A 24,507-nucleotide genomic window follows, 5' to 3' on the forward strand; every position below is an offset into this window, starting at 1 on the left:
AATGAATTCTAGAAGGCTCTGCCTTCAATGATATTAGAGGCAGAGCCTCATCAACCGCATTCCTAGTCAGAGACTAGGAAATAGATGTGGTAGGGATTTGAGCTTAAGTTGACACCAATGAGCAGTGCTAGATCCCTACATGGAGGATCAAATAATTAAGCCGTTCGACTGACTCCTGGGCGTATGAGTGACTGGGCGCAGGCCCTGCGCCCCTACTGAATTTTTATTAAATACCAATAATTTTTTTCAACAGCGATAATTTACCTAGATAGGGTGCGTATCGCCAATTTATATCCAAAGGAAATGAGTTTTGTAAGACACTTTTGTAATGGGAAAAGGTATCAAAACCAGCTTTACCGTGATAGCTACCCATCCCACTATCACCCACACCCCCAAATGGTAAAGAAGAAACAGCAACCTGCATTACTGTGTCATTAATACATACTCCCCCAGATGATGTTTCCTGTAAAATCCGTTTTTGCAGGTTTTTGTTTTGGGAAAATAAATATAAAGCCAGGGGTTTTGGTCTAGAGTTAATTAAAGTAATAGCTTCATTGATATCTGTATATTCAATAATTGGTAAAATCGGTCCAAAAATCTCCTCTTGCATTACCGGATCTGTTAAAGAAACATTTTCCAGAAGCGTGGGGGCAATATAAAGTTCTTCAGGTTTAGTTTCTCCCCCCATAATCACTTCACCACACTTGAGTAAATTTGCTAATCTGTCAAAATGTTTTTGATGAATAATTCTGGCATAATCGGCACTGTTAGCTGGATTTTCCCCATAAAATTCTTGCAGACATTTCTGCAAAGCATTGACTAAATTTGGTTTAATTTTCGTATCTACCAACAAATAATCCGGGGCAATACAAGTTTGTCCAGCATTAATAAATTTACCCCAAATAATGCGTTTGACGGTATGTTCTAGATTAATGTCCGTATCAATGATGCAAGGACTTTTTCCACCCAATTCCAAAGTTACCGGAGTGAGATGTTTGGCAGCAGCTTCCATAACTATTTTACCAATGGCTGTACCACCAGTAAAAAAGATGTGATCAAATTTTTCTGCTAGTAACTTTTGACTCGTTTCCACTGCACCAGGGACAACTGTAATATATTCTGGAGAAAAGTATTTATGAATAAGTTTTGTAATTAAATCCGAAGTCCGCGGTGCGAGTTCTGAAGGTTTAATAATAGTACAATTTCCCGCAGCGATCGCCCCAACCAAAGGTGAGATAATTAACTGAAATGGATAATTCCAAGGTCCAATAATTAAAACTACTCCTAAGGGTTCTGGACATATTTTAGCCGAGTATGGAAATAAATCTAAAGGAACGGCTGCTTTTTTGGGTTTTGTCCAAGTATTGATATGTTTGATGGCATAATCAATTTCTTTATTAACACCGATTTCCGTAGCATAACTCTCAAATTCTGGTTTATTTAAATCAGCTTTTAATGCCTGAATAATTGCTGCTTTATTCTCAATTACTAACTGTTTAAGGACTTTGAGTTGGGCAATCCGAAAAGTAACATCTTTCGTTTTACTACTTTGGAAAAACTGCCGTTGTTTAGCAATAATCTCAGCGTGTTTTGGTAATTCGTTAGTAATCATTGTTAATTAAATCTTAAAGAATGTGTGTAAGGATTCAGGCAACAGAGACCGGGGAAGATAGAAGAAAAATGTTCTTCATCCTTCATGCTTCGTTATGAACTTCTGAATTCTTACGAATGTGTTTTAATATTAGGCAACAACCTCTCATCGAGATTCGCAAATTATGGATTTATCCAACTTTACTACACTACAAAATTTAGAATCAGCCTTTGGTGGGGAATCAATGGCTAATCGTAAATACCTATTTTTTGCAGCCGTTGCACGTAAACTAGGGTTTTCCGATTTAGCAAAACTCTTTAAGGAAACAGCAGATCAAGAAACCGAACACGCTTTTGCACATTTTGAATTATTACATCCAGAACTTGTTGTTCAAGATGCAACAGCTTTAACTGATGAACAAAAACGGGAAATCATCTCTCGTTGTTTATGTTTAGCGATCGCAGGTGAAACCTATGAATACACAACCATGTATCCTGAATTCGCTGCTGCGGCTGAACATGATCGAGATCATCCCGCAGTAACAGAATTTCTCCAACAAGCTCAAGAATCTAGTGATCACGCTAACACATTTCGTGCTGCCGCCCACCGATTTGGGTTGCTTAAATTCATTGAAAATTATCACGCAGATCGCTATACTGAAGCCTTAGAAGTCTTGAACGGTGGAGACGCTGTAACTAGAGTTGCTAGTGAAAATCCGCAAACTCAAAAATGGATCTGTAGACAATGCAGCATGATTTATGATCCTGTAACAGGTGATCCAGATTCAGGAATTTTACCAGGTACAGCATTTGCAGATATTCCTGAAGATTGGCATTGTCCTATTTGCGGTGCAACCAAGAAAACTTTTAAACCCCTTGAGGAAAAAGTTGCCGCTTAACAAAAATCAATCTAAGTAAATTCCCCATCATCTATTGATGCTCCCTCTTCTCTAGTAATGTATAAAATATAGAAGAGGGAGTTATCTAGTGGGTACTGTATGCCAGAAATCAGGGGTAAAACTGGCTTGTTGTCTGGCGTGAATTTAGGGAACACCAAAAAATAAATTACCCAATTTTGTGGGATGGGCATCCTGCCCGTCCTTGATGATTAGCGGGCAATTCGTCCCGCAGCACAAGAAATTTTTGGGTATTTTTTTAATTGGAAGTTCCTAAGTGAAATGAAGCAATTCCAAGGGTTGTGATTGCTTCCCTTCGCTCGCAATGACTGTAAATATTTTTGTCCAATTACTTATAACGACAATTTTCAACGCCAACCTACTTAATTCTTAAGAAATCGGTAAAAAGTACCCAAAAAAAAGAGAGTGGGAGGAGGCATTACCAAGCGCCTTTCTCTCCCACTCTACCATTTGCTGCTGAAGCGATTAGGAACTTTATTCATATAGACGAGAACCGCTAATTAGGGGGGTAATTTGCAGGTTAACGATAACGTCTATACTTAGCAGGTATTCCTATGCAGCAAATACTAATTCTATTTATTTTTTAGACAACCGCTACAAGAGTCTTTTGTTAATTGATTCAGCTTTTTAACAACCCTCTTGTTTTTTGCTTGTCTAATATAATTTAGCCTGGATAATTTCATCGTGGTTGCCAATTTGGCATTTATTTTTATTTTTTTTATTTGTTCATCTCCAACAGTTTTTAACCTGCATTTTTCGAGAATAATTAATAGGGGGTCACACCCATCATCCTTGACATAGCTTGATTTCACCGGCTTTAAAGGCATTGTATCTATGACTATAAACCCGATTTTTAAGTATTCTAATTATGCAAAATGCAGGGTTTCAGGATGAGGGGTGAAACCCTGCATTGATTCACTAACAGTCTTATCTATATAGGATTGAGGTGAGATCAAGTTAAACTGTTAAACCAATTCCTCCAGCCGCAAAATCAATCACGGTTTGATGGGAAAATTCATGGGTAGCGATCGCTTGCAACATTGTTAAGGGTAGGGTGAGATGATTTGCACCGGCTTGGAGAGATGCGGCTGCTTCCGCTGGTGACTTGATACTAGCTGCTAAAATTTCCACATCACTGCCTTTGAGGATACTGGACATATCGCGGACTAAGGCAATACCGTCTCCTAGCAAGCGTTCTGCCCGATTCACATAGGCGATCGCAATTTTTGCCCCCGCTTCCCTGGCTACAGCGGCTTGTGCGGGGCTGTAAATACCAGTGACGGAACAGGTAATTTCCGAAGAAAGGGTAGCTACCACCTCAAATCCTAGCGGTGTAGCGGGAATTTTCAAGATGGTTTGAGAACCAATAATTTCAAAGGCTTTTCTCCCTTCGGCGATCATTTTCTCCTGATCTGAAGCTAGGAGTTGGTAGTATACAGGACCGGAAGTTAAGGAAACTAAGGTTTTGAGGGTGGTTGCCGGTGGGGTGTTAGCTTGCGCTAATAATGTGGGGTTGGTGGTAATACCTTTCACCCAACCCCAATGTTTAACAATTTCGGCTTCTGCGGCAATAGCTGAATCTAAATAAAGCGCCATGATCATCCTGATAAATGCCTACCTGGATTACTTTACAGCACCTCAACAATGTTTTCTAATCTGCTATTGCCCAACGGACATAAGTAATTGGACAAAAATATTTACAGTCATTGCGAGGGAAGGGAAGCAATCACAACCCTGGCGATTGCTTCATTTCACTTAGTTCCCTATGGCTAACGCCACGCAACGCTTACGCAATAACATTGTGTAATTAATTCTGTCTCACTACTTAGTCCCAGAATTGTATTCTGAGGGATAGATTAAGCCGTGAAATACTTAGCCGCAGGGTGATAGGTAATAATCGCCGTTGTCGACTGTTCAGGATACAATTGCTCACTTTCATCCATGTGCATCTTCATCCTATCAACCCCCAACAACTCCAACTGCTTAAACTGATCTTGAATATTCGGACAAGCTGGATAGCCGAAACTATACCGAGAACCTTGATAACGCTGCGCCAACATATCCCGAATATTGTCCGGTTCAGAATCACCAAAACCTAGCTCCCGGCGGATTCTAGCGTGAGTCCATTCTGCCAAAGCTTCCGCAACCTGGACAGCCATACCATGAAAATACAGATAATCAGTGTATTGATTATTCGCAAATAGCTTTTGGGCAAACTCCGTTGCTATTTCCCCCACAGTCACCGCTTGCATGGGGAAAACATCAATAATTCCCGATTCTTTGGGTGCAAAGAAATCCGCAATACATAACCTATTCAAAGACCTCTGACGCGGAAACTCAAAACTAGCTCTTACCTCTGCGCCCTCTGCGCCTCTGTGGTTCGTTTCATAAATCAATAAACTATTCCCCTCAGATTGACAAGGAAAATAGCCATAAATCACTTGAGGATGTAATAAATTCTCCTCAATAATTCGCTGTTTCCATTCTTCTAAAACTGGGTAAACCTGCTGGGCTAAAAACCCCTGATATTCCTCCTTAGATTGTTCCTTGGGTTTACGAAATTGCCATTGTCCAGCGACCAAAGCTTGCAAATCCAAATACCAGAATAATTCCTCCAAAGAAATATCATCAGGTTGTAAAAACTGCGTTCCCCAAAAAGGTGGTTGTGGACGTTCAATATCTACAGCTACAACCTGAGAACGCCGAGTATCAACCTCCTTTTTAATATCAGCATTCTCCTTTGTGGAGTGGGCATCTTGCCTGCCCTTTGCCTCAACAGATTGATGTCCATTTTCGGGAACTTCATCCAAAAATCCCTGGAAATTATCCCAATTACCTGCTGTTTTTGCGGGCATTAACTTATCCATGAAATGTAAATCAGAAAAGGCATCTTTACCATAGACAACCTTACCCTTGTAAGTACCTTGGCAATCTTGATTTACAAATTTAGGAGTTAAAGCTGCACCACCTAAAATTACTGGCACAGTAATTCCCTTTTCATTAAAAGTTTGTAAATTCTCTTTCATGAAAGCGGTAGATTTTACTAACAATCCACTCATGGCAATACAATCAGGTTGATACTGTTCGTAAGCTTGAATAATGTTTTCTACAGATTGCTTAATTCCCAGGTTAATTACCTTGTAACCATTATTAGATAAAATGATATCTACAAGGTTTTTACCAATATCGTGAACATCACCTTTGACAGTGGCAATCACAAAAGTTCCCTTGGCATTATTGCCAGATTCCGACTTTTCCATAAACGGTTCTAAATAAGCAACCGCAGTTTTCATGGTTTCGGCAGATTGTAAGACAAAAGGTAATTGCATTTGTCCAGAACCGAACAATTCACCGACAACTTTCATTCCGTCTAATAAGAAAGTATTGATGATTTGTAAGGGAGGATATTGTTCTAAAGCTTTTGTTAATTGGGTTTCTAAACCAATGCGTTCACCGTCAATAATATGCCGTTTCAAACGTTCTTCAATTGGTAAACTGGCATCAATTCCTGTATTGCGTTTGGTTTTGACTCCGGCAAAAATTGTGGTTAATTCTCCCAAAGGATCATAAACGCAGACATTACCATCAAATTTGCGTTCATCATAAATTAATTGCCGACAAACTTCTTGATGTTGAGGTTCGATTTTAGCCAGGGGTAAAATTTTATTCGCGCTGACAATTGCTGCATCCATGCCCGCCTGCATGGCTTCATGCAAAAACATCGAGTTTAAGACCATGCGCGAGGCGGGATTTAAGCCAAAGGAGATATTGGAAACACCTAACATGACATGACATCCCGGCAATTCTTGGCGAATGCGGCGAATGGATTCTATTGTGGCTTTGCCATTTTCCCGATCTTCTTCAATCCCTGTAGAAATAGGGAGGGCTAATGTATCAAAGAATATTTCTGTCGGCGCAATCCCATATTCTACGGCTTGACGGTAAGCCCGTTGGGCAATTTGAAATTTTTTCTCTGCTGTCCGCGCCATACCATCTTCATCAATTGTGCCAATAATCACACCAGCACCGTACTTTTTCGCCAATTCTAGGACTTTCAAAAATCGTGGTTCGCCATCTTCGTAGTTGGTAGAATTGAGTAAACACTTACCACCAGCTACCTTTAACCCGGCTTCCATTTTTTCCCATTCGGTGGAATCGAGCATTAATGGTAATGTCACATTATTGACGATACGAGAAACTAACTCGTGCATATCCCGCACGCCGTCACGTCCCACATAATCAACGTTCACATCCAGGATATGTGCGCCTTCTTTCACCTGATTCCGTGCCATTGAGACTAAACCATCCCAGTCTTCAGCGTTGAGTAAGTCACGGCATTTTTTAGAACCACTGGCGTTGAGACGTTCACCCACAATCAAGAAAGAATTCTCTTGCTCGTAAGGTTGAGTAGTATAAATTGATGCGGCTGCTGGTTCTAAACTTGGTTGTCTAACTTTTGGTTTTAACTCTTTAGCAATTTCCGCCAATTGTTGAATATGTGCTGGTCGTGTCCCACAGCAACCCCCAATCACTTGGACACCTAAATCTTCGATAAAGTGCATTAACGCCATGCGTAATTCTACGGGCGTAAGTTTGTAATGTGCTTGACCGCCGACGTTTTCCGGTAAACCAGCATTGGGAATACAGGAAACTACGAATGGGGAATGTTCTGATAAATACTTGATGTGTGGTTTCATCAAGTCGGGACCTGTGGCACAATTTAAGCCAAGAATATCAATGGGATAAGATTCGAGAATAGTAACTACGGCGTTGATTTCTGTCCCTACCAGCATTGTTCCCATGCTTTCCATAGTTACAGAGACCATTAAGGCTCGTCTTTCCCCTTTTTTGGCAAAAACTTCCTCAATTCCATTCAGTGCGGCTTTAATTTGCAGTACGTCTTGGCAGGTTTCCACAAGGAATAAATCCACACCACCATCAAATAAGGCTTCTGCTTGTTCCGCAAAAGAGGCTTTCATGGTGTCGAAGTCAATATGTCCCAAAGTTGGGAGTTTAGTTGTTGGACCAATAGAACCAGCTACAAATCGGGGCTTTTCGGGAGTGGAAAATTCCGCAGCTACACTTTTGGCAAGTTCGGCGGCTTTTTTCGTGAGATAGTAAGCTTGGTCTGCTAGGTCGTATTCGGCGAGAACGATGGACATAGAGCCAAAGGTATCAGTTTCAATGACATCAGCGCCAGCGGCGAGGAAATCACGGTGAACTTTGGCGACGGCTTCGGGTTTGCTGTGAACTAAATACTCGTTACAACCTTCATATTGTGCGCCTCCAAAATCTTCAGCGGTAAGGTTTTGGGTTTGCAGGTTGGTTCCCATTGCGCCGTCAAAGACGATAACGGGACGTTCTGGACTATAGAGGTGTTTGAGAAAAGGATGGGTCATATGGTGTGAAAGAATAAAGTTATTTTTGTAATACTAGACTTAATTTATTATCCGTTTACAAACTGAGGTAGTCTAGCTTCAATTGTTGCGTATTATCCAGTGATGTGATCTTACTCAAGAACCACAATTGATTAACCAAAGATAAAATAGTGAAACTTTCAGATTTCAGCAGTCCATTACCGAAAACAGTATCTACTACCATGTCTGTTAATTCTAAACTTTACGAAGGCAAAGCTAAAATTCTTTACGCTACAGATGATCCAGAGATTTTGTTGGCTGATTTTAAAGATGATGCTACAGCCTTTAATGCTCAAAAACGAGGCAGCATTGAAAACAAGGGCATGATTAACTGTAGTATTTCTAGTCAACTATTCCAACAATTGGCAATGCAGGGGATTAAAACTCATTTTATTGATAGTCCAGCCCCCAATTTGATGAGAGTCAAGGCTGTAAAAATTATCCCCTTAGAAGTGGTGGTCAGAAATATTGCGGCTGGTAGCCTGTGTCAGCAAACTGGGTTAGCACTGGGAACTGTTTTATCACAGCCTTTGGTGGAATTCTATTATAAAGATGATAGTCTAGGTGATCCTCTACTGACAAGCGATCGCCTATTTCTTCTAGAATTAGCCACACCGGAACAAGTTGCTCAAATTAGCCATCTTGCCTTGAAAATCAACGAATTTCTGCAACAGTTTTGGGAAAAGTGTCAAATTACCTTAGTGGACTTCAAACTTGAATTTGGCGTAGATTCCCAACAGCAAGTATTATTAGCTGACGAAATTAGTCCTGATACCTGTCGTTTATGGGACATAGCTGAAACCGATACTAACCGTCGAGTTATGGATAAAGACCGTTTTCGTCGTGACTTAGGAAACGTAGAAAATGCCTATCAGGAGGTTTTACAGAGAGTATTAAAAGTGGTAGAAAGTTATAAAACCGAGTAAGTAATTTTTCCAGTGATTAACAAATAATGGTGTGTGGTAGTGAAGAGAAATATGATTAAAAAACATTTAACACCCGGATTAATGGCTATGGTAGCCATTACAGTCCCTTTAGCAATTTCTGTCAAAGCAAACGCCCAAGCTACTGATAGTCACCCACAGACCACAGAAGTTTTGACAGCAGAAACAAACCAGCCAGAAAAGCAGCATCCTGTTAAAAGTGATGCTAGTGAAAATCTGACATCCCATGCCTTAGTTGGAGAAAAAGAATCTAACCAATTTTCGCCCATTGTCAAAGTGATCACAGCCAATTCGGCAGCAGTAAACAAAGCATCTGTTATTGTGCCAAAAACCACAATAGTTCCCATTACCGCACAAGTCCCCCAACCAGGTACTACTCAACCCCCTGCGGCTACACCTACTCAAAAAAACTCAACTCCCTCAACAATCAAGACGGAATCTGAAGTTACACCACAACCCACAGTAACTCCCCCGACCCAACCTCCTGCGGCTGAATCTAGTCCAGAAGCAACGGAAGCCCGTGTACTGGTGTCAGAGGTAGCAATTAAATCAGAAACAGGACAAATCACCCCCGAACTAGAAACCGAAGTTTATAAAGTAATTCGTACCCAAGCTGGACAAACAACAACCCGTTCCCAACTCCAAGAAGATATTAGTGCAATTTTTAGAACTGGGTTTTTCTCCAACGTCCAAGCATTTCCAGAAGATACCCCTCTTGGTGTGCGAGTCAGTTTTATTGTTACTCCCAATCCCGTCCTCTCTAAAGTAGAGTTAGAAGCAAATCCTGGCACGGCTGTAGCCTCTGTCCTTCCTGCTGGGACAGCCAACGAAATATTTAGTAATCAATATGGCAAAATTCTCAACTTGCGGGAATTAAGTGAAGGCATCAAGCAATTAACTAAGCGCTATCAAGATCAAGGTTATGTACTAGCCAACTTAATTGGCGCACCCAAAGTCTCAGACAATGGAGTTGTTACCCTCCAAGTCGCTGAAGGGGTTGTAGAAAGCGTGAAAGTCCGATTCCGTAACAAAGATGGTGAGGACGTAGACGACAAAGGCAACCCAATTCGGGGACGGACAAAGGATTATGTTGTGACGCGAGAATTAGAATTAAAGCCAGGAACGGTATTCAATCGCAATACAGTGCAGAGAGACTTAGCACGGGTATATGGATTAGGATTGTTTGAACCACCAGATACTGAACCTATATCCCTTGCCCCTGGTACTGACCCCAGCAAAGTAAATGTCCTAGTCAATGTCACTGAACGTACCAGCGGTTCTATTGCTGCCGGGGCGGGTATCAGTTCTGCCAGTGGTCTATTTGGAACTGTCAGCTATCAGCAGCAAAACTTGGGAGGAAGAAACCAAAAATTAGGGACAGAGGTACAGTTAGGAGAACGAGAACTACTATTTGACCTCCGCTTTACTGATCCTTGGATTGGTGGTGATCTTTATCGAACTTCATATACAGCCAATATTTTCCGTCGTCGTTCTATTTCTCTGATTTTTGAAGGCAAAGATAATAACATTGAAACCTTTAATCCTGATAATATTACGGATACAAATCAACAAGATCGCCCTCGGATTACCCGGTTAGGTGGTGGTGTTACCTTTACTCGTCCCCTTTCTGCCAATCCTTTCAAAAATTCCGAGTGGCTGGCTTCTGCGGGACTACAGTATCAACGGGTTTCTGGTCGTGATGCTGACGGCAATTTAAGGAAGGAAGGGGCAATATTTGATGATAATGGTAAAATCATCAGTGGTAAAATTCCCCTCACCCTCTCGTCTTCTGGGGAAGATGATTTATTACTATTCAAGCTGGGCGCACAAAGGGATCTCCGCAATAATGCCTTACAACCCACAAAAGGTTCTTTCCTCAGCTTTGGAGTTGATCAATCTGTACCTATAGGTTCAGGTAGTATTTTTATGACTAGGTTACGAGGTAACTATAGTCAGTATCTACCAATTAAATTGATTAGCTTTAGCAAAAAACCGCAAACTTTAGCATTTAACCTCCAAGGCGGAACTATATTTGGGGATGTGCCTCCCTATGAAGCCTTTACTCTGGGTGGTAGTAACTCGGTTCGGGGTTATGACGAAGGCAGATTAGGTACGGGTAGTAAGTATATCCAAGCTGCGGTTGAATATCGCTTCCCTGTGTTCTCTGTGGTCAGTGGCGCACTATTTTTTGATTATGGTAGCGATTTGGGAAGTAGTACCCAATCTGCACAATTGTTAAAGAAAAATGGTAATGGCTATGGCTATGGTGTAGGTTTGCGGGTGCAATCTCCACTTGGACCAATTCGTATAGATTATGGTGTCACTGATGAAGGTGATAGTCGGATCAATTTTGGGATTGGAGAAAGATTTTAAATTGGTCAGTTGTCGGTTGTCAGTTGTCAGTTGTCGGTTGTCGGTGGCTAAGAATTTTACTCTTGACTTCTGAATCTTTTTTGGGCGCAGGCCCTGCGCCCCTACCTTCTGACTCCTGTGCCTTAATAATAAGCAATAGTAACTACAATATGGGGATTGTTGGGGAATGCAACAATATACGTTAGGCGGGGAAATTATTGAGACTGGTGTGGGTTTGCATAGTGGTGTCAATACTCAGGTGAGAATATTACCTGCGCTACCGGGAAGTAACCGCTTTTTTGTGCGGGTAGATTTACCAAATTCACCTATGATTCCTGCTCAGGTTGCGGCTGTGAGTAAGACTGTGCTTTCTACTCAATTGGGTAAGGATGAGGTCTGTGTTCGCACTGTGGAGCATTTACTGGCAGCTTTGGCGGCTATGGGGGTGGATAACGCCAGAATTGAAATTGATGGACCGGAAGTGCCACTTTTAGATGGTTCGGCGCGGATTTGGTGTGAAAGAATTGCTGAGGTGGGAATAGTAGCCCAAATGGCGAATAATTTACCCGCACCTGTTGTGATTACTGAACCGATTTGGATTTATGAAGGTGATGCTTTTGTTTGCGCTCTACCTGCACCGGAAACTCGATTTAGCTATGGGATAGATTTTAATTTGGCGGCAATTGGTAATCAATGGCACAGTTGGTTATTAATGACCTGTTTGGAAAAGTCTGCTGCGGATTTTGCGGTGGAAATTGCACCAGCACGGACTTTTGGGTTACAGGATCAAATTGAATATCTGCAAAGGTCGGGATTAATTAAAGGTGGGAGTTTGGATAATGCTCTGGTTTGTGGGGTTCAAGGTTGGCTAAATCCCCCATTACGATTTGCAAATGAACCAGTCCGTCATAAAATTTTGGATCTAGTAGGAGATCTAAGTTTACTGGGAACTTTCCCTGTTGCTCACTTTTTGGCGTACAAAGCTAGTCATAATTTACATATTCAACTAGCACGAAAAATTTTAGAGTTGTTCTAAAATACCTGAATTGATAGCAGTTTCCGAGAGGAAAGGAGGAACAGTAATCAAAAAGTAAGATAATATTTATACTTTTATTTCTATTTCCTGTTCCCTGTTCTCTGTTCCCTGTTCCCTGCTATACCTATTTCTAGTGTCTAATCATTCAAATAACTTACAACTAATGTCCACTATTACCGAACCTAATTCCCAGGAAGTGAATACATCAAGTGAGGATAATGTCAATACACAGACAATTAAAACTACCTTGACTATTGAGGAAATTCAGGAACTTTTGCCCCATCGCTATCCATTTTTACTGGTAGATCGGATTATTGATTATGTACCTGGTAAAAAGGCTGTGGGTATTAAAAATGTTACTTTTAATGAACCCCAATTTCAAGGGCATTTTCCGGGGCGATCGCTTATGCCCGGTGTGTTAATTATTGAAGCAATGGCACAAGTTGGGGGCATTGTGATGACGCAAATGCCGGAATCCAAAGGAGGACTGTTTGTATTTGCTGGTATTGATAAAGTCCGTTTTCGTCGGCAAATTGTTCCTGGGGATCAACTGGTGATGACGGTGGAACTGTTGTGGGTAAAACAGCGTCGTTTTGGGAAAATGCAAGGACGAGCGGAAGTTGACGGAAAACTAGCCGCTGAAGGGGAACTAATGTTTTCTTTGATTAGTTAAATCCTAACTATGATTTATTTGATTAATGTGATTGCCATGATGATCTAAATCAAAAGAATCATAGTTGAAGATCATGCGATTTCCATAATCATCTTAATCAAAAAAATCAAAAAAATCATAGTTAAAGATATGTTGAAAACACTTATTCATCCGACTGCTGTCATACATACTAGTGCGGAACTCCACCCAACAGTGCAAGTCGGTGCTTATGCTGTGATTGGAGAGAATGTCAGAGTTGGCGCAGACACTGTAATTGGCGCTCATGCTGTTCTGGAGGGACCTTGTGAAATTGGTACGGGAAATCAGATTTTCCCCGGTGCAGCTATCGGTATGCAGCCGCAGGATCTCAAGTATGTGGGAGAACCTACTTGGGTAAAAATTGGCAATAATAATTCTATTCGTGAGTATGTGACGATTAATCGCGCTACTGGCAGGGGTGAAGCAACAGTAATCGGCAATGGCAATTTATTGATGGCTTATGTTCATGTAGGTCATAATTGCGTGCTTGAAGATTCTGTCATTATTGCTAATTCTGTGGCGTTAGCAGGTCATGTACATATTGAATCGCGGGCTAGACTCAGCGGCGTTTTAGGTGTACATCAGTTTGTCCATATTGGGGGGATGTCAATGGTGGGAGGAATGACACGCATTGATAGAGATGTGCCTCCTTATATGTTGGTGGAGGGAAATCCGGCAAAAGTGCGATCGCTCAATTTGGTAGGATTAAAACGTTCGGGAATGCCTGCGAGTGACTTTCAATTAATTAAAAAGGCTTTCCGTCTTCTCTATCGTTCTGAGTTTTTATTTAAAGATGCTTTGCAGGAGTTGGAAAATTTAGGAGATACAGAAGAATTAAAACATCTTCGCCGTTTCTTGTTACTTTCCCAAATGTCGGGAAGACGAGGTTTAATTCCCGGAAAAGGTAAAAAATCCGTCAGTGATGAAGAATGAATAGTCAGTCAGATGTAGGGGCGGGGTTTTCCCGTCCTCAAAGTTTACTAGTTACTCTGTTTTTGTCGGCAGAATATAGATGAAATTAACCACGAAGAAGCGAAGGCAACGAAGGAAGAAAAGAAGAAGAAAAGAAGAAGAAAAAAATAGGTAATCTTCCACTGGGAAGGGGGTGGGAAAGGACGTAAAAATCTAAAATCTAAAGTTTTAAAATGCGAATATTTATTAGCACTGGCGAAGTTTCTGGAGATCTACAGGGTTCGCTATTAATTAAGGCACTTCAACGCCAAGCTGTTGCTGCGGGGTTGACATTAGAAATTATTGCCTTGGGTGGGGATAAAATGGCGGAAGCTGGGGCGAAAATTTTGGGTAATACCAGCGGTATTGGTTCAATGGGTTTGATTGAGTCTTTACCTTATGTTATTCCTACTTTAAGAGTACAACGACAAGCGATCGCTCACTTGAAGAAAAATCCCCCGGATTTAGTCGTCCTTATTGACTATATGGGTCCAAATTTGGGCATTGGTACATTCATGAAGGAAAATTTGCCTGATGTGCCTGTGGCTTATTATATCGCTCCTCAAGAGTGGGTATGGTCTATGAGTTTTCAGAATACTAACCGCATTGTTGGTTTTACAGATAAACTATTAGCAATTTTCCCGGAAGAAGCCCGATATTATCAACAAAATGGGGCAAATGTTTCTTGGGTAGGACATCCTTTAATTGATAGAATGGCAAATGCGCCTAGTCGGACAACTGCGAGGGAGAAATTAGGAGTTAAAGTAGAAGAAATAGCGATCGCTCTTTTACCAGCTTCCCGTCATCAAGAATTAAAATATCTTCTACCAATAATTTTTCAAGCCGCCCAAAATATTCAATCTAAACTACCAAATGTCCATTTTTGGATTCCTCTATCCTTGGAAACATTTAGAGAACCAATTACAGCCGCAATTCAAGAATATGGGTTAAAAGCTACAATAGTATCAAGTCAACAACAAGGCGTTCAAGATATTTTAGCGGCGGCTGATTTTGCTATTAATAAGTCAGGAACAGTCAATTTAGAACTAGCATTATTAAATGTCCCCCAAGTTGTAGTTTATCGGCTTCATCCTCTTACAGCTTGGATTGCGCGTCATATTCTTAAAGGTTCAATTCCTTTTGCTTCTCCAGTCAATTTAGTTGTCATGCGGGAAATTGTCCCAGAATTCTTGCAAGAACAAGCCACAGCCGAGAATATTACCAAAGCAGCAATGGAATTGTTGTTAAATCCTGAAAAAAGACAACAAACTTTCACAGCTTATCAAGAAATGCGCCATTGTTTGGGAGAATTGGGAGTGTGCGATCGGACAGCTAAAGAAATACTAGAAATGTACATTTAGAGAACTCCACAAAAAAATGATCCAATTTTGTGGGATGGGCATCCTGCCCGTCCTTAATGATTAGCGGGCAAGATGCCCGCACCACAAGAAATTTTGGGATATTTTTTTGATTGGAAGTCTCTTAATTAAAATGACTCGTTTTATCTATGACCAATTCGCAAAAGATTACCTAGAAGAACTAAGTAGTTGAACAGAAAAATTTAAGAACAAAACGCCAATTTAGAATCATGAGGATTACTGGGAAAATTAGCCACAACACCCGCTATATTTGAACCATACCGCAACCCAGCATCAAAGGAAGAAATATGTGATTGTCTGTTAAAATTACTAGAAGTGAGAGGTGCATTCCAACGGGAAGCAAAACGCAATCAAACCAAGATCATAGAAACCCAGATTCCCAAATTACGGATTCTCACACCCACAGCATCAAAAAACCTGCTATCAGGATTTGATGGTGCAGCCAAACCAGATTCCCTACCAGGAATATACTATTTACCACAATCTTTACGCACAGCAATTATTGTCATTCATCAATTACCACAGACTCAAGAAACCCTATGGTTAAGACTTCTAGGACGAGGAACAGTACAAAAACAAGCAATTGATGAATTAGTTGCGTTACCATCAAATCAGCCTTATGTAAAAATTACATTAGAGCTACTTTATAACCTCCAGCAGAATTTAAGAATCAATCAAAGTTCACAAACAGAAGATAGGGAACTAGCTAAAAAAGAAGGAGAACAACGTCTAATTATCCGTCAACTAAATCGTCGAATTGGTGAAATTGAATCATCATTAATTCAAAGAGTCCAAGCATTATCTATTGAGAAACTTGAAGAACTTGGAGAAGCTTTGTTAGATTTTACTTCAATTGAAGATTTAGAAAATTGGCTGCAATCTGTAAACTTAATCATAACTAAATAATGACCAAAAAACGACCAATTGCAGTTGATTTATTTGCAGGCGCAGGTGGCATGACTTTAGGCTTTGAACAAGCTGGTTTTGATGTCCTAGCATCTGTGGAAATAGATCCAATTCATTGTGCAATTCATCAATTTAACTTTCCCTTTTGGACTGTGTTATGCAAAAGTGTGGAAGAAACAACAGGGAAGGAAATTCGGAATAGTTCTCAAATTGCTAATCAAGAAATTGATGTAGTATTTGGTGGTCCACCCTGTCAAGGTTTCTCATTAATGGGAAAACGTTCTTTTGATGATCCAAGAAACTCTTTAGTTTTCCATTTTATTAGATTAGTTGTAGAATTACAACCCAAGTTTTTTGTGCTGGAAAATGTCAAAGGAATGACAGTTGGGAAACACAAAGAATTTATTGCTGAAATCATTAGTCAATTTTCCGAAAGTGGTTATCAAGTTAATGCAAATTACCAAGTTTTAAATGCAGCTAATTATGGAGTACCCCAAAATCGAGAAAGGTTATTTTTACTAGGTGCGCGTGAAGATTTAGAATTACCTAAATATCCAGAAAAAATCACATTCCCAGCAAAATCTAATCAATCTTCCGAAACTAAATTAGTCATAACTCCTACAGTTTGGGAAGCATTACAAGATTTACCAGTCATAGAAAAATATCCAGAACTATATCAACAAGATTGGATATTTACAGAGTTTACTAAACCTAGTAACTATGCTAAAAACCTGCGTAATCTTCCAACTGCAAAAAACAACTATTCCTATAAACGTCAATATGATCCTACTTTACTAACATCAAGTTTAAGAAGTAAGCATTCGACCGAATCTATGGATAGATTTGCATCCACACCACATGGTAAAATCGAATCAATTAGTCGTTTTCATAAACTTGATCCTGATGGTTTATGTAATACCTTAAGAGCCGGAACACCTAGTAATAAAGGTGCATTTACTTCACCTCGTCCCATACATCCTTTTATCCCCAGATGTATTACTGTCAGGGAAGCTGCGCGGTTACATTCCTATCCTGACTGGTTTCGATTTCATCCGACAAAATGGCATGGTTTTAGACAAATTGGTAATTCTGTTCCCCCGCTTTTAGCACAAGCAGTCGCAGAGGAAATTATTAAATTTTTAGATATCAAATCTTCTGATAGTGCAAAAGTGACAAAAACCATACCTCAAAGTATTAAAGATTTAGGGGATATTAGTTTATTAACGCTTGATATGTCAGCAGCAGCGAAATACTTTGGAGTGAACCCTGATGTTATAGAACCGAGAACCAGAAAAAAATGAATTTTTAGAATTTAGCTATACTAAAAACGGGTCGCAGCCTTACTATTAAAATCGCTAAAAGTATTGATATAAAAAGATTTTTGCCGAAGTAAAATTCCAGCAATCATCCGTTTTCAGTATAATACAGCAAATTGTATCAATATCACTTATTTATAGCCATACTCCCGACTGGGCGCAGTCCCTGCGCCCCTACCTCCTGATAGCGTAGGGTGGGGTAATTTGAGGAATAATGGTGATTCGATAACTTGCGTGTACACCGTAGCCTTTATAAGGGGAGAGAACTGGATTTTTATTGTTACCCCCTTTACAAGGGGAAAGAGGGGTAACAAGATGATGAAAATTACGGGATACCACTTTTAAAACATCCTCTTATCAATACCTATGCCAATTTTCCAAATATAAGTCCCAAACCTAATAAAATCGTTACGATATCAATAGGGTTTCAGGGTATTGCTTATAAAATCTTGTTAAATCAAATGCCATGATAAATTACCTGAAATTAGGCTAATCATAATTATTACCTCAGTAATTATACAGATAATGATAGGATTGATTCCAGAACCTAAACTCCCAATACCATAAGGAAATTATTTACAAATGATTTTTTTTAATCAAGACCAACAACTAGAAAATATCGGTAATCAAATTTTAGAGGCAACTTGGGCAGAGTTTCCAACTTTAGCAGCTCATCAAATTGCTTTGACTTGGGTGGTATATGATCCTCCCGCACCGGTGAATACAGGTGGTGCGCTGACTCCTAACGCTTTTTGGGAACATCCGGTGCGGGGTTTTAGCTATCGGGGGGGAGAACGAATTTATCCTGCAAGTGTGGTGAAGTTATTTTATTTGGTAGTGGTGCAAGAATGGCTAGAGAAAGGAATGAGTCAGGCTTCGGCAGAATTAGACCGGGCTTTGAAGGATATGATAGTTGATTCTAGCAACGATGCGACTAGTTTAATTGTTGATATCATCAGTGGGACTAGTTCTGGTCCCCAGTTAAGTCTTGGACCTTTTGAAACTTGGAAATATCAACGCAATATTATTAATCGTTATTACCAGTCTTTGGGGTGGGAGGAAATGAAGACGATTAATGTCTGTCAAAAAACTTGGGGTGATGGTCCCTATGGACGGGAAAGAGCTTTTTACGGGGAGATGTTTGAAAATCGGAATATGCTGACGACGGATGCGACTGCGAGATTATTACATAGTATCGTGGGTGGGGTGACGGTTTCTAGTGAGCGATCGCAATCTATGATGAATTTACTCAAACGTAGTATTAAGCCAGAAGAGTTAAGCCAAGATGGCGAAGAGAACCAAATTACAGGCTTCTTAGGGGGTGGATTACCTCAAAATAGTCAAATCTGGTCAAAAGCAGGTTGGACAAGTACAGTCCGTCATGATGCGGCTTATATTGAATTACCAGATCAGCGTCCTTATCTGTTGGTGGTGTTTACGGAAGGGAAAGAGCAAGCTAAGAGTCGGGAAATCTTACCTTTTGTGTCTAGAAGAATTGCAGAAGCGATCGCTAATTTATAGAATTGCAATTACTGGGACTTAACAACGGAAATAGGGAAAAATGGGACGGATTTTTATTTCTGCGGCACATGGTGGCACAGAAGCGGGCAAAAATGACCCCGGTGCGATCGCTGGTGGCACAACGGAAGCAAAGGAAATGATTCTTTTGCGGGATTTGGTGGTGATAGAACTGCGAACCCGGAATTTAGAAGTTTTAGCTGTTCCTGACGATTTAAGTGCGGCTCAAACCATCGCTTGGATTAATGCTCGTGCTAATTCCAAAGATGTGGCATTAGAAATTCAAGCCAATGCAGCTAATAGCCCATCTGTGCGCGGAGCAAGTGCATTTTATATTGCCAAAAACGATCAGCGCAAACAAAATGCAGAAATGTTATTAACGGCACTTTTGCGCCGTGTCCCCCAATTACCCAATCGCGGAGTCAAACCAGATACAGATAGTGGCTTGGGTAACTTGCAATTTTGTCGTCAAACAGCGATCGCTGCCATACTACTACAAGTCGGTTTCCTCAGCAGTCCCGAAGATCGGGCTTTATTACAAAGTCGTCGTCGTGATTTTGCGATCGGAATTGCCGAAGGACTAACTACTTGGAGTCAAGCAAATGATCCTCAGCAACCAAAAACCGAAAATTATCCCAGCATTAACATCAATATCAATGGACAGAATTACTCAGAACAAGGACTATTAATTAATGGTAATGCTTACATCCCCATTGATTTAGTAGATCGGTTACGGATTGATATTTCAAAATTAACTAATTTACGCCGGATTACCTATCGGCAAATAGTTTATATCAAAGCCATAGAACTTCGAGAATCTCATATTTCTATTGATTGGGATAGTGCCTCACGCACAGTCAAATTACGCTCAATTTCAACAGTTTGTCCCGGACAAATTGAACAACTTATCTCCACTGGCAACACATCAGAAATACAATTACAATCATTTCTAAAAATCAATAATGAAAGTGCCATTACCCAATTTCCTGACCTTCCCAAACTATATCGAGAAGAAGCAACTATTGAAGGCATAAATCATGACATTGCTTTTTGTCAAATGTGTCTAGAAACTGGATTTTTACGGTTTGGGACTGACATCAAACCCCAACAAAATAACTTTGCCGGTTTAGGTGCAGTTGGTGGTGGTGCTGAAGGAGCATCATTTCCCAGCGCCAGAATTGGTGTCAGAGCGCATATTCAACATTTAAAAGCCTATGCCAGTTTAGAACCCTTAGTCCAGCCAGAAGTAGATCCGCGATTTCGTTTTGTTACCAGAGGTGTTGCTCCCTCAGTTAATCAATTATCAGGGCGCTGGTCTGCGGATTTAGACTACGGAATCAAAATTACAGCTATTATCAGAAGACTCTATGAGTCAGCAAATCTTTTGTAATTATAGAAAAGTTTAAAAAGCGACGGTCAGTCGCAGCTAACCAAACAAAACCCATCTTCATGGGTTTCAAATCTTAATTTTTCCTTAAGTCTACGCAGGTGGACTTTGTTTGTGTAGTAGCGACTGACCGTCGCCGGAAACTTTTCTCTTAATCCTGTTATAGTGATATTAATGATGATTAGGAACAATATTTGTGTTTCCCCTCTACGATGAAAACCCGACCCGAATTACGCCATATTTTACCTATGGTTTAATTGGCATGAATGTTCTAGTTTTTCTCCACGAAATCAGTTTGTCAAATCTGCAACTAGAACAGTTTTTTCAATTGTATGCAGTCATACCGCAAGAATTAACCATCAACTGGAGTGGAGAGTGGACAACCTTATTTACCTCACAATTTTTGCATGGAGGTTGGTGGCACTTAATATCCAATATGATCTATCTGTGGGTATTTGGTAACAATATTGAAGACCGTTTAGGGCATTTTAAATATTTATTATTTTATTTAACCTGTGGCGCTATAGCTGCTTTATGTCAATGGTTTATTGGTATGTACTCCACTATCCCTTCCTTGGGTGCAAGTGGGGCAATTTCTGGAGTTCTAGGTGCATACTTAATCTGGTTTCCTCAAGCAAGAATCACCACTTTAGTTTTTTTGGGTTTTTTCATCACCACAATTAATATCCCCGCATTAGTAATTATTGGTATTTTCTTTATACAAAATCTTATCGCTGGTTTTGCCAGTCTCCAGACAGCAGCTAAAATGAGTGTAGAAACGGGAGGAGTCGCTTATTGGGCGCACCTTGGGGGTTTTATTGTGGGGAGTATTTTTGCCCTGGGAAATAGAGAATAGAGAATTGGTAATTGGTAATTAATTGGTAATAAACCCACATTCCGCTTTGCTTCATTCGCAATGACAAGGACTTTAGCGATCGCTCCATGAGTTGTCATTGCGAGTGAAAGGAAGCAATCTCTTGATGACTTATAAACCTGGCGATTGCTTCATTCCGCTTTGCTCCATTCGCAATGACAAGGACTTTGGCGATCGCTCCATGATTTGTCATTGCGAGTGAAAGGAAGCAATCTCTTAATAACTTATAAACCTGGCGATTGCTTCATTCCGCTTTGCTTCATTCGCAATGACAGGAACTCTGGCGATCGCTCCATGAGTTGTCATTGCGAGTGAAAGGAAGCAATCTCTTGGTAACTTACAAACCTGGCGATTGCTTCATTCCGCTTTGCTCCATTCGCAATGACAAGGACTTTGGCGATCGCTCCATGATTTGTCATTGCGAGTGAAAGGAAGCAATCTCTTAATAACTTATAAACCTGGCGATTGCTTCATTCCCCTTTGCTCCATTCGCAATGACAAGGACTTTGGCGATCGCTCCATGAGTTGTCATTGCGAGTGAAAGGAAGCAATCTCTTAATAACTTATAAACCTGGCGATTGCTTCATTCCGCTTTGCTTCATTCGCAATGACAAGGACTTTGGCGATCGCTCCATGATTTGTCATTGCGAGTGAAAGGAAGCAATCTCTTGATAACTTACAAACCTGGCAATTGCTTCATTCCGCTTTGCTCCATTCGCAATGACAAGGACTTTGGCGATCGCTCCATGAGTTGTCATTGCGAGTGAAAGGAAGCAATCTCTTAATAACTTATAAACCTGGCGATTGCTTCATTCCGCTTTGCTCCATTCGCAATGACAAGGACTTTGGCGATCGCTCCATGAGTTGTCATTGCGAGTGAAAGGAAGCAATCTCTTAATAACTTATAAATCTGGCGATTGCTTCATTCCCCTTTGCTCCATTCGCAATGACAAGGACTTTGGCGATCGCTCCATGAGTTGTCATTGCGAGTGAAAGGAAGCAATCTCTTAATAACTTATAAACCTGGCGATTGCTTCATTCCGCTTTGCTTCATTCGCAATGACAAGGACTTTGGCGATCGCTCCATGATTTGTCATTGCGAGTGAAAGGAAGCAATCTCTTGATAACTTACAAACCTGGCAATTGCTTCATTCCGCTTTGCTCCATTCGCAATGACAAGGACTTTGGCGATCGCTCCATGATTTGTCATTGCGAGTGAAAGGAAGCAATCTCTTAATAACTTATAAACCTGGCGATTGCTTCATTCCGCTTTGCTTCATTCGCAATGACAGGAACTCTGGCGATCGCTCCATAAGTTGTCATTGCGAGTGAAAGGAAGCAATCTCTTGATGACTTATAAACCTGGCGATTGCTTCATTCCGCTTTGCTCCATTCGCAATGACAAGGACTTTGGCGATCGCTCCATGATTTGTCATTGCGAGTGAAAGGAAGCAATCTCTTAATAACTTATAAACCTGGCGATTGCTTCATTCCGCTTTGCTCCATTCGCAATGACAAGGACTTTGGCGATCGCTCCATGAGTTGTCATTGCGAGTGAAAGGAAGCAATCTCTTAATAACTTATAAACCTGGCGATTGCTTCATTCCGCTTTGCTCCATTCGCAATGACAAGGACTTTGGCGATCGCTCCATGAGTTGTCATTGCGAGTGAAAGGAAGCAATCTCTTGATGACTTATAAACCTGGCGATTGCTTCATTCCGCTTTGCTCCATTCGCAATGACAAGGACTTTGGCGATAGCTCCATGAGTTGTCATTGCGAGTGAAAGGAAGCAATCTCTTGGTAACTTATAAATCTGGCAATCGCTTCATTCCGCTTTGCTCCATTTGGAATGACATATAATATAATTAATTTTACCCGACTATTTATATGAATGACTGTTTATGCGGTTTTTTGATTTGGTTTTTAATGACAAAGGTATGATTTGATGTTTATTTTAGATGTAGCCGTTCAAGCCGGACGATTAATGTTACAAAGACTAGAAACTCAGGTGAATGGTTATATTATCAACTTAATTCACCCTTTTAATCAAGAGTCTATAATTTATCAACCCCAACTATGGAGTCAAATCACCACTAATGAATAAACCAATTTCTGTGTGTAGCGAAGCAATCACTGATTTTGGATTATTTATTTTTTAGAAAACTCTTAGTCAATCTCACCCTAACCATTGAACCCTACTGGGATGAAACCTTAAATTTATTTATACCAATGAATAAGCAGTTTTACATTTATATCATGACAAATAACCATAATAAAGTGCTTTACACAGGTGTAACGAATGACCTAATAAGAAGAGTTTATGAACACAAAGAAAAATTAATAGAAGGATTTACGAAAAAATATAATGTTACTAAATTAGTTTATTACGAAATTTTTATAGATGCTACCAGTGCTATTGCTAGAGAAAAACAAATTAAAGCTGGTTCTAGACAAAAGAAGATTGATTTGATTAATAGCATTAACCAAGAATGGGGGGACTTGTATGAAGGTTTATTGTAACAATAATTGTATGTCATTGCGAATGTAACGAAGTGGAGTGAAGCAATCTCGTCTTCACCGAGAGATTTTGCGATTGCTTCCCTTCGGTCGCAATGACAAATTCAAAAACTTTCCTATGTCATTGCGAATGTAACGAAGTGGAGTGAAGCAATCTCGTCTTCACCGAGAGATTTTGCGATTGCTTCCCTTCGGTCGCAATGACAAATTCAAAAACTTTCCTATGTCATTGCGAATGTAACAAAGTGGAGTGAAGCAATCTCATCTGCTTCCCTGCGATCGCAATGACAAATTCAAAAACTTTCCTCTGTCATTGCGAATGTAACGAAGTGGAGTGAAGCAATCTCATCTGCTTCCCTGCGATCGCAATGACAAATTCAAAAACTTTCCTATGTCATTGCGAATGTAACGAAGTGGAGTGAAGCAATCTCGTCTTCACCGAGAGATTTTGCGATTGCTTCCCTTCGGTCGCAATGACAAATTCAAAAACTTTCCTATGTCATTGCGAATGTAACAAAGTGGAGTGAAGCAATCTCATCTGCTTCCCTGCGATCGCAATGACAAATTCAAAAACTTTCCTCTGTCATTGCGAATGTAACGAAGTGGAGTGAAGCAATCTCATCTGCTTCCCTGCGATCGCAATGACAAATTCAAAAACTTTCCTATGTCATTGCGAATGTAACGAAGTGGAGTGAAGCAATCTCGTCTTCA

At 40.4% G+C, this 24,507-nt stretch carries 17 protein-coding genes and 1 pseudogene; 14 read left to right on the forward strand and 4 right to left on the reverse strand.

What is annotated here, in order from left to right; genetic code table 11:
- Positions 1-226: 226 nt before the first annotated feature.
- A complete protein-coding gene (locus tag NG743_RS03515; protein WP_027404837.1) occupies positions 227-1,612 on the reverse strand; it encodes an aldehyde dehydrogenase in 1,386 nt (461 codons plus the stop codon).
- A 163-nt stretch (positions 1,613-1,775) separates the two neighbouring features.
- Between NG743_RS03515 and NG743_RS03520 the strand changes: the two genes are divergently transcribed.
- Positions 1,776-2,489, forward strand: a complete 714-nt coding sequence (locus tag NG743_RS03520; protein ID WP_027404836.1) for a rubrerythrin family protein — start codon at positions 1,776-1,778, stop codon at positions 2,487-2,489.
- 590 nt (positions 2,490-3,079) lie between these two features.
- Here the strand turns inward: NG743_RS03520 and NG743_RS03525 are convergent.
- The 3 genes from NG743_RS03525 to metH all read right to left on the reverse strand — a co-directional run bounded on the left by NG743_RS03525 (position 3,080) and on the right by metH (position 7,906).
- Complete coding sequence (locus NG743_RS03525) at positions 3,080-3,334, reverse strand: hypothetical protein (protein WP_257121526.1); 255 nt, start codon at positions 3,332-3,334, stop codon at positions 3,080-3,082.
- Between the two features lie 130 nt (positions 3,335-3,464).
- A complete protein-coding gene (locus tag NG743_RS03530; RefSeq protein WP_027404834.1) occupies positions 3,465-4,103 on the reverse strand; it encodes a transaldolase family protein in 639 nt (212 codons plus the stop codon).
- 260 nt (positions 4,104-4,363) lie between these two features.
- Positions 4,364-7,906: a methionine synthase gene (metH, locus tag NG743_RS03535; protein ID WP_257121527.1), complete on the reverse strand. Its 3,543-nt coding sequence runs from the start codon at positions 7,904-7,906 to the stop codon at positions 4,364-4,366.
- 200 nt (positions 7,907-8,106) lie between these two features.
- Between metH and purC the strand changes: the two genes are divergently transcribed.
- From purC to NG743_RS03600, 13 genes and pseudogenes are all read left to right on the forward strand, one after another.
- Positions 8,107-8,850 carry a phosphoribosylaminoimidazolesuccinocarboxamide synthase gene (gene purC, locus NG743_RS03540; protein WP_027404831.1) on the forward strand — a complete coding sequence of 248 codons (744 nt, stop codon included), beginning with the start codon at positions 8,107-8,109 and terminating at the stop codon, positions 8,848-8,850.
- 51 nt (positions 8,851-8,901) lie between these two features.
- A complete protein-coding gene (locus NG743_RS03545; RefSeq protein ID WP_257121528.1) occupies positions 8,902-11,241 on the forward strand; it encodes a BamA/TamA family outer membrane protein in 2,340 nt (779 codons plus the stop codon).
- 166 nt (positions 11,242-11,407) lie between these two features.
- Positions 11,408-12,256: a UDP-3-O-acyl-N-acetylglucosamine deacetylase gene (lpxC, locus tag NG743_RS03550; protein WP_257121529.1), complete on the forward strand. Its 849-nt coding sequence runs from the start codon at positions 11,408-11,410 to the stop codon at positions 12,254-12,256.
- A 163-nt stretch (positions 12,257-12,419) separates the two neighbouring features.
- Positions 12,420-12,929 carry a 3-hydroxyacyl-ACP dehydratase FabZ gene (gene fabZ / locus NG743_RS03555; RefSeq protein ID WP_027404828.1) on the forward strand — a complete coding sequence of 170 codons (510 nt, stop codon included), beginning with the start codon at positions 12,420-12,422 and terminating at the stop codon, positions 12,927-12,929.
- Between the two features lie 132 nt (positions 12,930-13,061).
- The gene (gene lpxA / locus NG743_RS03560) at positions 13,062-13,880 is read left to right on the forward strand and encodes an acyl-ACP--UDP-N-acetylglucosamine O-acyltransferase (protein WP_027404827.1); all 819 of its coding nucleotides are present in this window, start codon (positions 13,062-13,064) and stop codon (positions 13,878-13,880) included.
- Positions 13,881-14,092: 212 nt separating this feature from the next.
- Positions 14,093-15,259 (forward strand): lipid-A-disaccharide synthase, encoded by a 1,167-nt coding sequence (gene lpxB, locus NG743_RS03565; protein WP_027404826.1) that lies wholly within the window; start codon positions 14,093-14,095, stop codon positions 15,257-15,259.
- A 130-nt stretch (positions 15,260-15,389) separates the two neighbouring features.
- Positions 15,390-16,183, forward strand: a pseudogene (locus NG743_RS03570) (DUF4351 domain-containing protein).
- On the forward strand, positions 16,183-17,484 hold the full coding sequence (locus NG743_RS03575) for a DNA cytosine methyltransferase (protein ID WP_257121530.1): 1,302 nt from the start codon (positions 16,183-16,185) through the stop codon (positions 17,482-17,484). The pseudogene NG743_RS03570 and the gene NG743_RS03575 overlap by 1 nt, the downstream one beginning before the upstream one ends.
- 597 nt (positions 17,485-18,081) lie before the next feature.
- Complete coding sequence (locus NG743_RS03580; RefSeq protein ID WP_193962057.1) at positions 18,082-19,020, forward strand: serine hydrolase; 939 nt, start codon at positions 18,082-18,084, stop codon at positions 19,018-19,020.
- Positions 19,021-19,060: 40 nt separating this feature from the next.
- Complete coding sequence (gene tftA, locus NG743_RS03585) at positions 19,061-20,407, forward strand: hormogonium tapered terminus morphoprotein TftA (RefSeq protein ID WP_027404823.1); 1,347 nt, start codon at positions 19,061-19,063, stop codon at positions 20,405-20,407.
- A gap of 193 nt (positions 20,408-20,600) precedes the next feature.
- Positions 20,601-21,260: a rhomboid family intramembrane serine protease gene (locus NG743_RS03590; protein ID WP_193962056.1), complete on the forward strand. Its 660-nt coding sequence runs from the start codon at positions 20,601-20,603 to the stop codon at positions 21,258-21,260.
- A 1,964-nt stretch (positions 21,261-23,224) separates the two neighbouring features.
- Positions 23,225-23,383: a hypothetical protein gene (locus NG743_RS03595; protein ID WP_160170665.1), complete on the forward strand. Its 159-nt coding sequence runs from the start codon at positions 23,225-23,227 to the stop codon at positions 23,381-23,383.
- 35 nt (positions 23,384-23,418) lie between these two features.
- Positions 23,419-23,799, forward strand: a complete 381-nt coding sequence (locus NG743_RS03600; RefSeq protein WP_257121531.1) for a GIY-YIG nuclease family protein — start codon at positions 23,419-23,421, stop codon at positions 23,797-23,799.
- The last annotated feature ends 708 nt before the right edge of the window (positions 23,800-24,507 follow it).

Origin of the sequence: Dolichospermum heterosporum TAC447 (assembly GCF_024584745.1) — a bacterium.
In the GTDB taxonomy this organism is placed as follows: Bacteria; Cyanobacteriota; Cyanobacteriia; order Cyanobacteriales; family Nostocaceae; genus Dolichospermum; species Dolichospermum heterosporum.